This window comes from Sneathiella aquimaris (assembly GCF_026409565.1).
Lineage (GTDB): Bacteria > Pseudomonadota > Alphaproteobacteria > Sneathiellales > Sneathiellaceae > Sneathiella > Sneathiella aquimaris.
Window position 1 is genome coordinate 2,999,923 of the sequence record NZ_CP112881.1, and the last position, 14,646, is coordinate 3,014,568.

13 protein-coding genes are annotated in these 14,646 nt (G+C 49.5%); 10 read left to right on the plus strand and 3 right to left on the minus strand.

Annotation, left to right across the window (positions count from 1 at the left end):
• Window positions 1-143: 143 nt before the first annotated feature.
• The 10 genes from fliF to OIR97_RS14115 all read left to right on the plus strand — a co-directional run bounded on the left by fliF (window position 144) and on the right by OIR97_RS14115 (window position 12,189).
• Entirely contained in the window at window positions 144-1,859 is a 1,716-nt protein-coding gene (gene fliF, locus OIR97_RS14070) for a flagellar basal-body MS-ring/collar protein FliF (RefSeq protein WP_169542891.1), read from the plus strand.
• Between the two features lie 14 nt (window positions 1,860-1,873).
• Complete coding sequence (gene fliG / locus OIR97_RS14075; protein ID WP_169542892.1) at window positions 1,874-2,887, plus strand: flagellar motor switch protein FliG; 1,014 nt, start codon at window positions 1,874-1,876, stop codon at window positions 2,885-2,887.
• Window positions 2,888-2,899: 12 nt separating this feature from the next.
• Window positions 2,900-3,541, plus strand: coding sequence for a FliH/SctL family protein (locus OIR97_RS14080; protein ID WP_169542893.1), 642 nt, complete (start codon window positions 2,900-2,902; stop codon window positions 3,539-3,541).
• 154 nt (window positions 3,542-3,695) lie between these two features.
• Entirely contained in the window at window positions 3,696-3,980 is a 285-nt protein-coding gene (fliN, locus tag OIR97_RS14085) for a flagellar motor switch protein FliN (protein ID WP_343052792.1), read from the plus strand.
• A 13-nt stretch (window positions 3,981-3,993) separates the two neighbouring features.
• Window positions 3,994-4,767, plus strand: a complete 774-nt coding sequence (locus OIR97_RS14090; RefSeq protein WP_169542894.1) for a motility protein A — start codon at window positions 3,994-3,996, stop codon at window positions 4,765-4,767.
• A gap of 19 nt (window positions 4,768-4,786) precedes the next feature.
• Window positions 4,787-6,175, plus strand: a complete 1,389-nt coding sequence (flbD, locus tag OIR97_RS14095) for a sigma-54-dependent transcriptional regulator FlbD (RefSeq protein ID WP_169542895.1) — start codon at window positions 4,787-4,789, stop codon at window positions 6,173-6,175.
• A gap of 39 nt (window positions 6,176-6,214) precedes the next feature.
• Complete coding sequence (flhA, locus tag OIR97_RS14100; RefSeq protein ID WP_169542896.1) at window positions 6,215-8,326, plus strand: flagellar biosynthesis protein FlhA; 2,112 nt, start codon at window positions 6,215-6,217, stop codon at window positions 8,324-8,326.
• 12 nt (window positions 8,327-8,338) lie between these two features.
• Window positions 8,339-9,523 (plus strand): flagellar biosynthesis protein FlhF, encoded by a 1,185-nt coding sequence (locus OIR97_RS14105; RefSeq protein WP_169542897.1) that lies wholly within the window; start codon window positions 8,339-8,341, stop codon window positions 9,521-9,523.
• On the plus strand, window positions 9,520-10,329 hold the full coding sequence (locus OIR97_RS14110) for a MinD/ParA family protein (RefSeq protein WP_169542898.1): 810 nt from the start codon (window positions 9,520-9,522) through the stop codon (window positions 10,327-10,329). Before OIR97_RS14105 ends, OIR97_RS14110 begins: the two co-directional genes overlap by 4 nt.
• Before the next feature lie 15 nt (window positions 10,330-10,344).
• Window positions 10,345-12,189, plus strand: coding sequence for a hypothetical protein (locus OIR97_RS14115; protein ID WP_169542899.1), 1,845 nt, complete (start codon window positions 10,345-10,347; stop codon window positions 12,187-12,189).
• A 6-nt stretch (window positions 12,190-12,195) separates the two neighbouring features.
• On the opposite strand, the gene OIR97_RS14120 is transcribed toward OIR97_RS14115, so the two are convergent.
• From OIR97_RS14120 to fliI, 3 genes are all read right to left on the minus strand, one after another.
• Window positions 12,196-12,621: a hypothetical protein gene (locus tag OIR97_RS14120; RefSeq protein ID WP_169542900.1), complete on the minus strand. Its 426-nt coding sequence runs from the start codon at window positions 12,619-12,621 to the stop codon at window positions 12,196-12,198.
• Between the two features lie 4 nt (window positions 12,622-12,625).
• Window positions 12,626-13,045: a hypothetical protein gene (locus OIR97_RS14125; RefSeq protein WP_219821523.1), complete on the minus strand. Its 420-nt coding sequence runs from the start codon at window positions 13,043-13,045 to the stop codon at window positions 12,626-12,628.
• An 85-nt stretch (window positions 13,046-13,130) separates the two neighbouring features.
• Complete coding sequence (fliI, locus tag OIR97_RS14130) at window positions 13,131-14,477, minus strand: flagellar protein export ATPase FliI (RefSeq protein WP_169542901.1); 1,347 nt, start codon at window positions 14,475-14,477, stop codon at window positions 13,131-13,133.
• Between the last annotated feature and the right edge of the window lie 169 nt (window positions 14,478-14,646).

A 14,646-nucleotide genomic window follows, 5' to 3' on the forward strand; every position in this document is an offset into this window, starting at 1 on the left:
TCAAACACTTACACAGATAGGCAAAAATTTCCTGTTACTGGGCAAATATTGCCGCTTGTTAACGTTCTGTTTATCAAGTCAGTCTAAATTCCGTTCTAGAGGATAGTCTTCGACGTCAATACTTTTTGCTTATAGGTGCCCGCGTGAACGGTTTAAACCAATTACTCCAAAGCCTCGGAACAGTGCGAATAGCGATACTTGCAGGTGTCGCTGTTGGTTTACTCGCATTGATAATGTTCATGGCAACCAGAATCAGCAGCACAAATTACGAATTATTATATGGGAATTTGGAAGCTGAAGATTCAGGCGCGATTGTCAGTAAGCTTGAAGAATTGAATATTCCCTACGAATTAAGCAATAATGGCCGAAGCATTTTAATTCCGTCGGATCAGGTTTCTCGTATTCGCCTGCAGATGGCACAGGATGGTGTTCCAAACGGTGGCTCGGTCGGATACGAGATCTTTGACAGTTCAGATACCTTCGGCACGACTAACTTTGTCCAAAATGTTAATCTCATTCGCGCTTTGGAAGGCGAATTGAGCCGGACCATTCGTGCCATGAAAAATGTCTCTGCTGCACGTGTACACCTGGTTTTGCCTAAAAGAGAAGTCTTTAGCCGCGAAAAACGCGAAGCATCCGCCTCAATCGCCCTAAAGCTAAAAGGTCGTTTGATGGAAGAACAGGTTACTGCCATCCAGTATCTGGTTGCAGCGGCTGTCCCAACGCTGAACACCAACCGAATTTCAATCGTTGATGATCGCGGAAATCTGCTGGCGCGTGGCGATGGCAAAGATACCCCCGGCAATGGTATGGGCAGTCAGACTGATTATTTACGCATTACCCATGAAAGCCGCTTGAAAGACCAGATTGAATCACTTCTTGAGCGGTCTCTTGGTAAAGGCAACGTGCGCGCTGAAGTAAGCGCCGTCATTAACTTTGATCAAAGAACAGTTCAGTCTGAAACCTATAACCCTGATGGACAGGTTGTTCGCTCGACACAGGTCGTCGAAGAAACCAGCTCTGCAAATGAAGGGGAAGGCGGAAATGATGGTACCGTAACGGTTGCCAACAATCTTCCAGAAGCAGACGCTGGAAATGGCGGCGGGACGACCAGCCAGAATTCAGCCAGCAGAACAGAAGAAACCGTCAATTACGAAATTTCCAAGACCGTAACGACCGAGGTTCGTGAAGCCGGCCTCATTCAGCGGCTTACCGTGGCTGTTTTGGTGAACGGGCGTGCCGTTGTCGATGCTGACGGCAATACGACTTATGAGCCATTGGATAATGATGCGCTTGAACAGGTTTCCGCGTTGGTCAAATCCGCAATCGGGTTTAATGAAGAACGCGGTGACGTGGTGGAAGTGGTCAATATGCCCTTTGTGCAGATCCCAACCGAAGTTATTGAAGGCGACCCGGCGGAAGAAGAAATCTTCATGGGCTTGAACAAAAAAGACCTGTTCAAAATGGGGGAAATGGCTGTTCTCGCGATCGTCGCAGTCCTTGCATTGTTGCTGGTTGTTCGCCCTCTTCTAAATCGCGCCTTGAATATCGACAGTACAGCAGACCCCCTTATTGGCGCTGACGGTTCAATGGGAGCCCTAGCCGGTGCGCTTCCAGGTGGTGGAACCGCTGCCCTCCCGGGAGGTGGTGGCGTTGATGGCGGCAATGTGCTCACTGGACCCGACGGCGAAGCTGGCCTGCAGTCGGAAACACTGACAGAGCTCGACGAAATGATCGACATGGCCAAGGTCGAAGGTCAGGTAAAAACATCAGCCCTTAAAAAGGTCGGTGAAATCATTGAAAAACACCCAGATGAAGCGGTCACGATTGTTCGTAGCTGGCTTTACCAAGACAATTAATTCAGGACAGAATTATGGCTATCTCAGATATTAAACAACTTTCAGGTCCCGATAAAGCCGCCGTCCTCATGCTGGCGCTTGGTGAAGAGCATTCTGCAACCATCTGGAACCGTTTGGACGACGAGGAAATCAAAGAAATTTCACAGGCAATGTCTTCATTAGGTACGGTTCCAGCTGAAGTTATGGAAGCCCTGTTTATGGAATTTGCGGGCAGCATCTCGTCAACCGGTAACCTGATCGGTAACTATGAAGCCACCGAGCGTCTTCTGCTTAAGTCGTTACCAAGTGACCAGGTCGAAGGCATCATGGAGGAAATCCGTGGACCAGCCGGCCGAACCATGTGGGACAAACTGGCGAATGTGAACGAAGCCGTCCTCGCCAACTATTTGAAAAACGAATATCCGCAAACTGTTGCTGTGGTCATGAGCAAAATTAATCCAGATCACGCGGCCAAGGTTCTCGCAACACTGCCCGAGGACTTTTCGTTGGAAGTGGTCAACCGGATGCTTCAGATGGAGTCTGTACAAAAAGAGGTTCTTGATAAAATTGAAGACACCTTACGCAGTGAATTCATGAGCAACCTTGCGAAGACCAGCAAAGCCGACAGCCATGAGATGATGGCCGATATTTTTAATAACTTTGACCGAAACACGGAAGGCCGCTTCATTGCCGCCCTGGAAGAGAGAAACAGAGATAGCGCCGAAAAAATCAAGGCGCTGATGTTCACCTTCGAGGATCTGTTGAAACTGGATCCTGCTGGTGTTCAAACACTGCTTAGAAATGCCGATAAAGACCGTCTTGGCATTTGCCTGAAAGGTGCCTCTGATGCAGTAAGGGATCTATTTTTTACCAATATGTCTGAACGCGCGGCAAAAATCCTGCGCGAAGATATGGAAGCCATGGGCCCTGTTCGCCTGAAAGACGTAGATGAAGCACAGATGGAAATTGTCTCTGTCGCAAAGGATTTGGCAGATAAAGGTGAAATCATGCTTGCCGATAGTGGCGGTGATGATGAGCTGGTTTATTAAGGTCATTAGTTTATGAGTAGCAACTCCAAATTTCTGTTCGATACTGAGTTCGGGACGGCTTCAATTCCTTCGAAGAAGACGGAAACGGAACCGGAAGCGCCGCCCTTATTGTACACCGAAGAAGATAAACAGGCATTGTGCCTGGAAGCACAGCAAGCCGGATTTGCCGAAGGTCAGGCTCAGGCCTTGAACGGTGTTGAGGCCGCGATTACGCAAGTGCTGGAGAATATGAACCAGCAGTTGCAGCAATTAAGCCAACAGCATACTGGACAGCTGGAAAATATGAGATGCGAAGCCGCAAGCATGGCCTATGCCATCGCTGACAAGCTAGCACCGGCCTTGATCAGTCTTCATCCTGAAAAAGAAGTAATGAAGATGATCGAAAACTGTTTGATCGATTTACACGACGAGCCGCGGATCGTTGTCCGCGCCAGTGAGCCTGTTTGTAATGCCCTATCCGAAAGAGTAGAGACACTCACTCAGGCAACCGGGTTTCAAGGCAACGTTATTTTGCTTCCCGATGATACCAAACAAAATGCGGATTGCCGTGTTGAATGGGCCGACGGCGGCGTGGAAAAGAACCTGGACGACACCCGGGAAAAAATCAGTGAAATTGTTGACCGGTTTGTTCGGTCTGGCGGCAACACCAATTAGAAAATTCACCAATATTCGACTTGGTGCTTAAAGGAGAAGAACTGTGGCAGATAATGAAGATCTAGAATTGGACGAGCTCACAGCGGAGAACGCTGGTGACACCACAAATATGGATCCAGACGCTGAAGGCGGTGAAAACGCTGACACGTCCAATATGGACATGCCATCAGATGATTCAGAAATTTCAAGGACAGCCGCCGATCTGGAAGCCGTGTTCGATATCCCCGTTCATGTATCGGCCGTTCTGGGCAAATCACGCATGCAGGTCAGTCAGCTTTTAAAGCTTGGCCGTGGCGCGGTAGTAGAGCTAGACCGCAAAGTCGGTGAAGCGATTGATATATACGTTAATAATAGATTGGTTGCCCGTGGTGAGGTTGTTGTGGTTGAGGATCGCCTTGGTGTCACGATGACCGAAATCATCAAATCGGACCGCCGATAGGAAAATAACAAAAATGAATCTTGATTTCGCAACACTCTTTGGACTTTTTGGCGGCTTCGCTGTTGTTACAGCGGCTGTTATTGTCGGGGGCTCTATGACAGCCTTCTACAATCTGCCCTCTGTCCTCATCGTTATCGGGGGAACCTTTCTGGTTACGATGATGAGTTTTTCAATTCTGGAAGTTCTGAGATCGCAAAAACTGATTTTCAGAACTCTTCTGACTGCAAACCGAAAAGCAAATGACATTGCGGTCAATATGCTTGAGCTTGCTGAGCAGTGCCGGGGCAAAGGCGTCCTGCACCTGCAAAACCATTTGCAGTCTGTGAGCACGGAAAGCTTTCAGCATAAAGCCCTTCAACTGGTCGTCGACGGATTGCCTGCAGAAGAAGTAAACCGTATCCTGATGAACGATTTAAACGGCATGATGGCCAGGCACTCGTCGTCTGCGGGGATCCTGCACAGAGCCGCAGAAGTGGCGCCTGCAATGGGATTGATCGGCACATTGGTCGGCCTGGTTCAAATGTTGAGCAATCTGAACGACCCGTCGGCGATTGGCCCGGCGATGGCTGTTGCGCTATTAACGACATTCTACGGGGCTGTGTTGGCAAATATGTTTTTCAGCCCACTCGCCACCAAGCTGGAGCGGAATTCCGCTGAAGAAGTTCTAATGAACCGTATCTATATCGCTGGGGCGACGTCTATTGGACGTCAAGAAAACCCACGCCGCCTCGAAATGGTACTTAACACATTGCTGCCGCCTGAAGAACGCGTGCAGTTTTATAAATAAGTTGTAGGAGAGTAAGCAGATGCGTTTGCTTATAATTGGATCACTAAACGGTCAAATCGGTGCTGCTAGTCAGATTGCAATGTCACGCGGGGCAAAGGTAAGCCAGGTGGACGATATTGAAATGGCATTATCATCCCTGCGTTCTGGTAAAGGGGCCGATATGGCAATGATTGACGTCAATCTTGCGATCAGTCATCTTGTCGAAAGCCTGATCAATGAGCGGATCAATCTTCCTATCATTGCCTGCGGGGTCAATACAGAAGCCACTGCAGCCGCCAATGCAATTCGGGCCGGCGCAAAAGAGTTTCTTCCCCTGCCCCCAGATCCAGAACTGATTGCCGCCGTCCTTGAAGCCGTCGCGGAAGAAAGTTCTCAGCTTGTCTTCAGTGACCCGGCAATGGCCGAAGTTGTCAAGTTAGCCGATCAAATTGCCCCGTCAGCGGCTTCCGTTCTCATCAATGGAGAAACCGGAACCGGTAAAGAGGTTATGGCGAGCTACCTGCATTCGAAAAGCAACCGCGCGGACAAACCTTTTGTCTGTGTGAACTGTGCTGCTATTCCAGAGAACCTGCTTGAGTCAGAATTATTTGGCCATGAAAAAGGGGCTTTTACCGGCGCGATCGCTCGGCGCATTGGTAAATTTGAAGAGGCCAATGGCGGCACGCTTCTTCTCGATGAGATCAGCGAAATGGACATTTCGCTCCAGGCCAAATTGCTACGGGCTATTCAGGAACGCGTGATTGATCGTGTCGGCGGCACTAAGCCGGTCCCTGTTGATATTCGCATTCTCGCAACGTCAAACCGCAATCTGGCGGAAGCCGTGCAGGAAAAAACGTTCCGCGAAGATCTTTTGTTCCGCCTTAATGTGGTGACCCTTAAAATTCCACCGTTGCGCCAACGGCCTTCTGATGTCGTAACGCTGTCCAAACATTTCGTGAAAAAATATTCCGAAATGAACGGTATTGAATTACGGGAAATAAGTGACGCCGCTATGGCCAAACTGAAAAAGAATCCGTGGCAGGGCAATGTCCGGGAGCTGGAAAACAGCATTCACCGCGCCGTTCTATTGGCAACCGGTCCGGATATCGGCCCGGAAGCAATCTTAATGCCTGACGGCAGTGACATCCCCTCTTCTGCGATGAGCAGCACTCCTTCCGTCACCTCGGCGAGCGGATCTGCTGGCTCTCCTGAGGGTCAGGGCTCTGAGGCAGCGCTGGTCGGCCGAACCGTCGCGGATGTGGAAAAGGACTTAATTCTGAATACACTCGAGCATTGCCTTGGAAACCGGACACATGCGGCTAATATTCTTGGCATCTCCATTCGGACGTTGCGCAATAAATTGAAATTGTATTCCGGTGAAGGAACCCCTGTTCCTCAAGCGGGAACTGCCCAGCGGGCACTCTATTAAACTCTGACCTTCGGTTGGAAACAGAAAGTCCTGATGTAAATGAGTGATAGCCAACAACAGCCTGCTGGAGACCAAAAGGGGTTATCTTTTGGAAAACTGGCGAGGATTATGGGACAGGGCGATATTGGCCTGGCCCTCGGTGTGGTCGGGATCCTTGTGGTTCTTATTCTGCCGATGCCAAGCTGGCTTCTGGACTTCAGCCTGGCGATCTCCATCACCTTCTCGGTCATCATTTTGATGACCTGCCTGTTTATCAGCAAGCCCTTGGATTTTTCGTCTTTTCCAACGGTTTTGTTGATTGCGACCATGCTTCGCCTATCGCTTAACCTTGCATCAACACGATTGATTTTATCCGAAGGCCATACAGGTCCCGGGGCTGCTGGTAGTGTTATTGAAGCCTTTGGTGACTTTGTCATGGGCGGTAATTTCGTAATTGGTATTATCGTCTTTGCCATTCTGGTGATTGTAAATTTTGTCGTTATTACAAAGGGTTCAGGCCGTATCGCCGAAGTCGCAGCACGGTTTTCTCTGGACGCAATGCCCGGTAAACAAATGGCGATCGACGCCGATTTGTCTGCAGGGATGATTGATGAAAATACTGCTCGGGCCAGACGGAAAGAACTGGAAGATGAGAGTGCCTTTTTCGGATCGATGGATGGTGCTTCAAAATTTGTTCGTGGTGACGCCATTGCGGGCCTGCTGATTACATTCATCAACATAATTGGCGGCATCATTGTCGGCGTTGCACAGCAGGGAATTACTTTCTCTCAAGCAGCAGAAAGTTATACTCTTCTTACCGTTGGCGATGGTCTGGTCAGTCAGATTCCAGCACTTATCGTGTCTGTTGCCGCAGGTATGCTTGTATCCCGCGGGGGTGTTGTCGGAACGGCAGACAAGGCGCTTATCGGGCAGCTTGGCGGCTATCCACGGGCACTTGGTGTCAGTTCATTTTTATTGATTTCCCTTGCCCTGTTACCCGGCATCCCGATGCTTCCCTTCCTTCTGCTGGCCGCAGGAACTGGCTACGCCGCCTTCGTGATGTCCAGACAACGAGAACAGGTTGCAGAGGATGAACAGCAGCAACTTCTGGAAGAACAGAAGGAGGCCGTGCCTGCAGAAGAGCCGATCTCAACGGCATTGGCCATTGACGACTTGAGGCTAGAGCTCGGTTATGGCCTCCTAACACTCATCAATGACAATGAAGGATATCGCCTGACCGACCAGATCAAGGCTCTTCGTCGGCAGATCGCAAGCGATATGGGATTTGTGATGCCCAGTGTCCGCATTCTGGATAACATGCAGTTGCCAGCCAATAACTATGTCATTCGCGTGAAAGAACTGGAGGCCGGTGAAGGCAACGTCCGCCCGAACCACCTGTTGGTTATGGACCCACAAGGTCTTCCAATCGACCTGCCGGGTGAAGAGACAACGGAACCAACTTTTGGCCTTCCTGCCGTCTGGGTGGACGAAGGACAACGCGAAGAAGCCTCCTTCCGTGGCTACACCGTCGTTGACCCGGCGACCGTCATCACCACTCACCTGACCGAGCTTATGAAAGACCATATGCCTGATCTGCTCTCTTATGCGGAAACGCAGAAGTTGATGGATGAACTTCCAAAAGCACATCAGAAACTGGTGGCCGACATGATCCCGACAATGATTTCTGTAAGCGGGGTTCAGCGTGTTCTTCAGAACCTTTTGACGGAGCGCATCTCTGTACGGGATCTGGCGACCATTCTTGAAGGAATTTCAGAAGCCTGTGGGTACACTCAGAATATCAATATGATTACTGAACATGTACGCGCACGCTTGGCCCGCCAGATTTCTGCGACAAATACTGCGATGGATGGTTTTATTCCGCTTGTCACCCTGTCCCCGCAATGGGAACAGAATTTTGCAGAAAGCCTTGTTGGACAAGGTGAAGAAAAACAATTGTCCATGGCCCCTAGCCTATTGCAGGAATTCATTGGCAATGTACGCGAAATTTTTGATACCCTTGCCCAGCAGGGGCACAATCCAGTTCTTCTGACAAGCCCGGGAATTCGCCCTTATGTTCGCTCGATCGTTGAAAGGTTCAGGCCGTCAACTGTGGTCATGTCGCAGAACGAAATTCACCCAAAAGCAAAACTTAAAACACTTTCGCAAGTCTAGGGAAACTAAAGGATGCGTATAAAATCCTTCACTGGACCAACGGTTACAGACGCCATGAATAAGGTTCGCCTTTCTCTGGGTGATGAAGCCATCATTCTGGCGACTCAGGATCTGCCTACCGGAGAAATTCAGGTAACGGCGGCGATTGAACAACCGGATCCGACACCGCAAAAAATAAAACTGGAAGATAATTGGGCTTCCGGTTGGGATAGCGACTGGAAATTGGAAGCGGATCAACAAAAGCCAAAGAAAGCGGCGGCAACGAAAGTAGCCTCTAGGCCAATTGATCCAACACCTGAGCCGAAGCCCTTTGTTACGGCGAAGCAAACCAAGACTGTCCAAAAATCGCGCGACGTGGCGCCAAAAGCGGCCCCTGAAAAGCCTAAGGCCGAGGCCGTCACGCCCGACATGGAAATGCTGGTTCGCGCAATGGCATATCACGGCATTCCAACGCTGCTTGCAGAACGCATTTGCAGAACAGCCCTGTCGGTTGAAACCGATGATCTGGCATTGGCGCTGGCTGCCTCACTGGATCGCCATTTTAAATACTCACCGCGATTTTCTGCCCGCAAAGCACCCTTGATGTTAATCGGGCCTCCCGGGGTTGGTAAAACGATGACAATTGCAAAAATGGCAGCGTCCGCGAAAATGGAAAACCGGGATGTCAATGTTATTACAACGGACATGAGCCGTGCTGGTGCCGTCGACCAACTGAAATCGTTCACCGATATTCTGGGTTTGCATCTGCACGTGGTTGAAAATGCTGAAGCCCTTCATAAACTAATGCAGAACAGGAAGTTTAAGGACGGCACCCACACCCTTATCGATACGGGCGGCATTAATCCATATGATGAAGAAGAGGTTGGAGACCTGACCGCCAAAATCATCGCAGCACAGGGTGAAGCCGTCGCTGTGCTGGCGGCTGGAACCGACAGCTCCGAAATGAGTGACATGGCAAATCGCTTTGCTTCAATTGGCGCGAAACGCCTTATCGCAACACGGTTAGATACAACCCGCCGGTATGGTGGATTATTTACCGCCGCAGATACCGCAAATTTAAGCTTTTCCTACGCGAGTGTGTCCCCAGCAGTTGCGACAGGATTACATGCAATTACCCCCGTCAACCTGGCACGACTGATCCTCAGAGATCCGACCCAATCTGACATCAGTAACGAATTTAGCAAGGCAACAAAATGACAGAACTAGAAAGCCCAATGACACAACGCCCTGATGCGCATCCTGCGACACAGGGAACCGGGAAAAATCTAATCACCGTTGCTTCCGGTAAAGGGGGCGTCGGTAAAACAATCCTGTCCACCAGCCTTGCACATGCGCTGGCAAATGCCGGTAAAAAAGTATTGTTATTCGACGGTGATGTTGGCCTCGCTAATGTGGATATCCAACTGGGACTCATGCCGGAATTTGATCTGGCGTCGGTGATTGCCGGGGACAAGAAATTATCTGAAGTGGCCTTTCATTATGAGGAAGGTAATTTCGACATTATTGCAGGACGGTCTGGTTCGGGGTCGCTGGGTACTCTCGATAGTGAGCATCTTAGCGCTATCCATCAGGAACTCATTCGCTTGGGAAGTGTCTACGATTTTATTATTCTTGATCTTGGTGCTGGTATTGATGAAGCGGTTCGCACATTAGCATCGGCCTCCGGACCAAAGCTGGTCGTCACAAATGGAGAACCGACCTCTCTTACAGATGCTTATGCCTTCATCAAAGTGACTCATCAGCAACAAAACGGTTCTGATACCAGAATTCTAGTAAATATGGTAAAGTCAAAGAATGACGGGCAAAAAGTCTATGATAAACTACTTACCGCCTGCCGCAATTTTCTGAAATTGGACCCACCGCTTGCCGGTATTGTTCAACAGGATGATAGGGTTGCAGGTGCTATTCGGTCGCAGGCCGCATTATTAAGTCGTTATCCGACAAGCCCGGCAGCAGCTGATATCGAAGCCATAGCGGCTTCGTTAATCCGGAGTTCTGTTTAATGACAGAAAGGCACTATGAGCGGGATAAAATCGACACCTGGTGGTGCAGTCACACCGTCTGTTGACACCAATAGAGGGGCATCTTCTACACAACAGCAGATCACCCCGGTCACACCCACATCCCCTACAGGAGGGGGAACGGGTTCGACGATTCCACATGCCTCCAGCGTTTCTGATCTTTCTGAAGGGGCGCGAATTGCGGCCATTGTAACCGCCCGGGCATCCGGTGGTGATACCATGCTCCATGCAGAGATTGGCAACTTCAGAATGACAACAGCAAACCCGTTACCGGTTGGCGCGCACATCGTTCTGGAGGTCGACACGGTTGACGAATTGATCGTCGCCAGGATTATTGCGATCAATGGTGAAAAGCTCGCCGCACCTCCTTCTGTCAAACTGCTGTCCATTGTACCGGCACGAACTCCTCTGGAAGGATATGGATCCGGCCAGATTCCAAAAACCGCCGACCTGCCTGCTCTTTCAAAAAACCTTGCGGAAATTTTGGGGCACAAAACACCCTCGTTGTCGCAAGCACACCCATCGGCATCGGCGGCGGCGGCATCAACGTCATCCACGACAACAACAGCACCGGCTCCGTCACAGGCAACCGCTCAGACAACAGCACCAGCACCAACGCCCGGAAGTAACTTTTCGAATGTTTCAGTGCCGTTGGCATCGATGAATGTTGGCGACGGAAAGGTTCCTGGCGGACAATCTGCTCAGTCTGGCGTCGCCGCCTATGCACATACCAAATCACCCGGCATTCCCTTTATACCGCCATCTGTTAATCCCATGGCAACCAGAATGGATCCGATCCCTGAAGGTTCGGTTATATTGGTGCGGGCAACCGTGCTTAATACTGATCAAAACCCTCTTACACGATTTGGCGCCCTGACCAGCGGCGAAAAAATATCGTTATCCATCGCGCCGAATTCAGCAAAAGCCTCCCTTCCGGCCGCGTCACTAGCTTTAAACGGCGTTATAACAAGCGCGACGACGCCAAAAATTACTGGAATGGGCCAAAATATTGCTGTGTCAAATGTTACGGCGCTAGTTCAAGGGCTTGGTAATGTTCAATATTCGGCCCAAACCGCGCCGCAAGTGGGCGTACAGATAACGGCCGCTTTTCGGGAAGATTTGCAAACTTTTCCACTTACAACACCTCCCACAGCCACAGGCATCTTTAAAATTCCCCACTTGGCAATTCTGAACGATTGGGAAAATCTGCGCGCAGCAATGAACCTGCTTGCGCTGCAAAATCCAGAGCAGGCAGCCGCCCTGATGAACACCCGAATTCCAACGGCCAATAACCAGCTTGCCAGCAGTCTTCTGTTTTTAATTTCTGCATTAAATGGTGGATCTATGGATAAATGGCTTGGTCAGGAGTTCAGGCGGTCGCTTGAAAGTACGGGCAACAGAAATCTCCTTCAAAAGCTCGACGATGATTTCTCAACATTTGCGCGATTGAACACCGATAGTGGTGGTCAGGACTGGAAACTATTTTCATTTCCCTTCCTTCATGAACACGCGTTACGACAGATCAAAATGTATTACCGCCAGCATCATGAAAACCCGGACACCAATGAACGCGAATCAACCCGGTTTGTTATTGAACTGGATTTAACGAAAACTGGTCCTGTGCAATTGGATGGCTTATTCAAGGATGCCCGTTTTGATTTGGTTTTCAGATCTCAGCTTCCTGTTGAAGACACCTTAAAACAACAAGTGGGCGAAATATTCACGACGAACCTTGAAATAACAGGAATTAAAGGAAGCCTTGTTTTTCAGAAAATCATGCCGTTCCCGGTTCATCCGACGGAAGAATGGGAAAATACCGGGCCTGAATTCATTCGCACATGATGCTCGCTATCCGCTGACCATCTTCCGGCGATGCATTTCGATGGACAGGGCGTCCATTTCTTCCTGTAGTCGCTTGTTTTGCTGCTCTTTTAGCAAACGCAGGCGGGTTTCCTCAGAAATTTCGTACTTTTTAAGATCCTGAAAGATTTCGGCAACTTCTTCTTGTGCAATCGCGACCATCTGTTCTGTTTCTTCAATGCTCGCAATCAAATTCTGCCGACGCGCCTTTGCAGCTTTCGCATAATTGGCATAGGCAAAACCCGTCTCTGCACTTTCTGATGCTATCCGTTGCTCCACTTCTTGCTCTCGATCGAGCTTAGCAAGCTGGTCCTGAAAACCGGCAAGCAGGTGCTCCATATCGGAAATTGCCCGACGTTTTTCGTCCAATTTCCATTTATGGATGCGGATCAGATTTGTAATGCCATTTGCCACCAACTTATGCCTCCGCTTCGCCTTGTAATAACAGAATATATTCTTCAACCTGCTCTAGTTTCAGCTTTGTATCCGGATTGTCCTTTTTTAAGCCCGCATATATTTCTTCCGCCGACTGACCGCTTCCATATCCCTTAGCTATTTTGAGCTTTGTTTGCTCCCGATTCTCTATCGAACTGGCAACAGCAATGCGAACCGAGGCATCCTTTGCTTCCAGCAGACGCTGCAAGGCAATCATTTTTTGCGGATGATCCGGCAACGCATCAACAAGTGAATGCGCCAGCGTGTGAAAAGGCTTGCTGAACTGCTGGAGACTCGTCGGTAAATGCCCATAATCAAAAAATGAAAGCATATCCCGATAGGGAGCTTTGCGAATTTTAGCGTGGCGTTTCATGATCCCCTCGAGTTTGTCAACATCTGACATTTTCGCATTCCTTTTCACTGGGCTGTTCACTAGCAACAGTACGCAACGATGATTTCCAAAAGGTTATCAAGGCAGGAAATAATTTTTAGTTTTGTTGAAATTCTTCCTGCTCAACCGTCATTTCTGTATTCAGAATGCGAGCAAGTTCAGCGTAGCAGTCCTCAAGGCTGGTATTTTCTTCTTTTTGCTGAGACATGAATTTTTCCAACAAGGGGAAATAGAACATTGCGGCATCAACATTCGGATCTGTTCCACGCCGATACGCCCCCAGGCGAATCATTTCTGACATGTCGTCATAAGTGGACAATAACTGTTTTGCGACACTAACAATCTGGTTCTCTTCTTCATTGTTACAGCCAGGCATTGTGCGCGACACAGATTTCAAAACATTAATTGCCGGATACCGGCCCCGTTCTGCAATTTTCCGTTCCATTACAATATGCCCATCAAGGATACCGCGTACAGCATCCGCGACCGGCTCATTATGATCATCGCCTTCGACCAAAACAGTAAACAACCCTGTAATGGTTCCTTTACCGGGTCCAGGCCCTGCTCTTTCAAGCAGCTTGGGCAATTCACTGAAAACAGTAGGCGTGTAGCCTTTGCTGGCTGGTGGTTCGCCCCCGGAGAGGCCAACATCGCGCTGCGCCATGGCAAAACGGGTTACACTATCCATCAAACACAGAACATCCTTATCCAGATCCCTGAAATATTCAGAGAGCGCAAGGGTCAGATAAGCAGCCTGTCGGCGCATCAGGGCCGGCTCATCAGATGTAGCAACAACAACAATACTGCGGGCAAGGCCTTCAGGACCCAAATCATCTTCAAGAAATTCCTGAACCTCGCGTCCCCGTTCCCCAATCAGGCCAATCACATTCACATCCGCGGCTGTATTCCGCGCAAGCATGGATAAAAGAACTGATTTACCAACACCAGAACCAGCAAAAATGCCCATCCGTTGGCCCCGGCAGCAAGTCGCAAATGAATTTAGCGAGCGCACACCCAAATCGATTTTTCCGCCCACCCGTTGCCGGGAATGCGCAGGCGGCGCGAGACTTTTGAGCGCGACCCCAATATTTCCTTTTCGAAGCGGCGGCCCCCCGTCTACCGGCTCACCCATGGCATTCACCACTCGGCCAAGCCAACTTGCATCGGGATAGATGACAGGATCCTGTTCTGCTATCAGCGCCTTGCACCCCATGCCGATCCCATCCAGCGATCCGAACGGCATCAGTAAAGCCCGGTCATTTCGAAATCCAACAACTTCACATGGCACCAGATTATTCCCGCGAGCCAACAATTCAACGCGACTACCAATGCTTAAGTGGCGCTGAATACCGCCCACCTCGACAAGCAGTCCCTGAATGCCCGCAACCCGGCCATAAAACTGTTCAGGACTCACTCGATGAATTTCAGAAATTACACTTAGCACGACGTCTCCACAGCACCGTTAATAGGATTTCTTATCGAATGAGAGCATACTGACATCTAATTTTTAAGGTTTGGTTAAGGATAAATCCGCACCCCCTGTTAATTTTAGTTAATTTTTATTTATGGCATTTACCTTTTATTAAGTTAAAATGTTAACAATATCGCCTTAC

Coding starts and splice junctions, on each gene's coding strand:
- OIR97_RS14080 (WP_169542893.1), top strand. CDS start 2,900: ATGAGTAGCAACTCCAAATTTCTGTTCGATACTGAGTTCGGGACGGCT.
- OIR97_RS14115 (WP_169542899.1), top strand. CDS start 10,345: ATGAGCGGGATAAAATCGACACCTGGTGGTGCAGTCACACCGTCTGTT.
- OIR97_RS14110 (WP_169542898.1), top strand. CDS start 9,520: ATGACAGAACTAGAAAGCCCAATGACACAACGCCCTGATGCGCATCCT.
- OIR97_RS14090 (WP_169542894.1), top strand. CDS start 3,994: ATGAATCTTGATTTCGCAACACTCTTTGGACTTTTTGGCGGCTTCGCT.
- flbD (WP_169542895.1), top strand. CDS start 4,787: ATGCGTTTGCTTATAATTGGATCACTAAACGGTCAAATCGGTGCTGCT.
- OIR97_RS14125 (WP_219821523.1), bottom strand. CDS start 13,045: ATGTCAGATGTTGACAAACTCGAGGGGATCATGAAACGCCACGCTAAA.
- OIR97_RS14105 (WP_169542897.1), top strand. CDS start 8,339: ATGCGTATAAAATCCTTCACTGGACCAACGGTTACAGACGCCATGAAT.
- fliG (WP_169542892.1), top strand. CDS start 1,874: ATGGCTATCTCAGATATTAAACAACTTTCAGGTCCCGATAAAGCCGCC.
- fliN (WP_343052792.1), top strand. CDS start 3,696: ATGGACATGCCATCAGATGATTCAGAAATTTCAAGGACAGCCGCCGAT.
- flhA (WP_169542896.1), top strand. CDS start 6,215: ATGAGTGATAGCCAACAACAGCCTGCTGGAGACCAAAAGGGGTTATCT.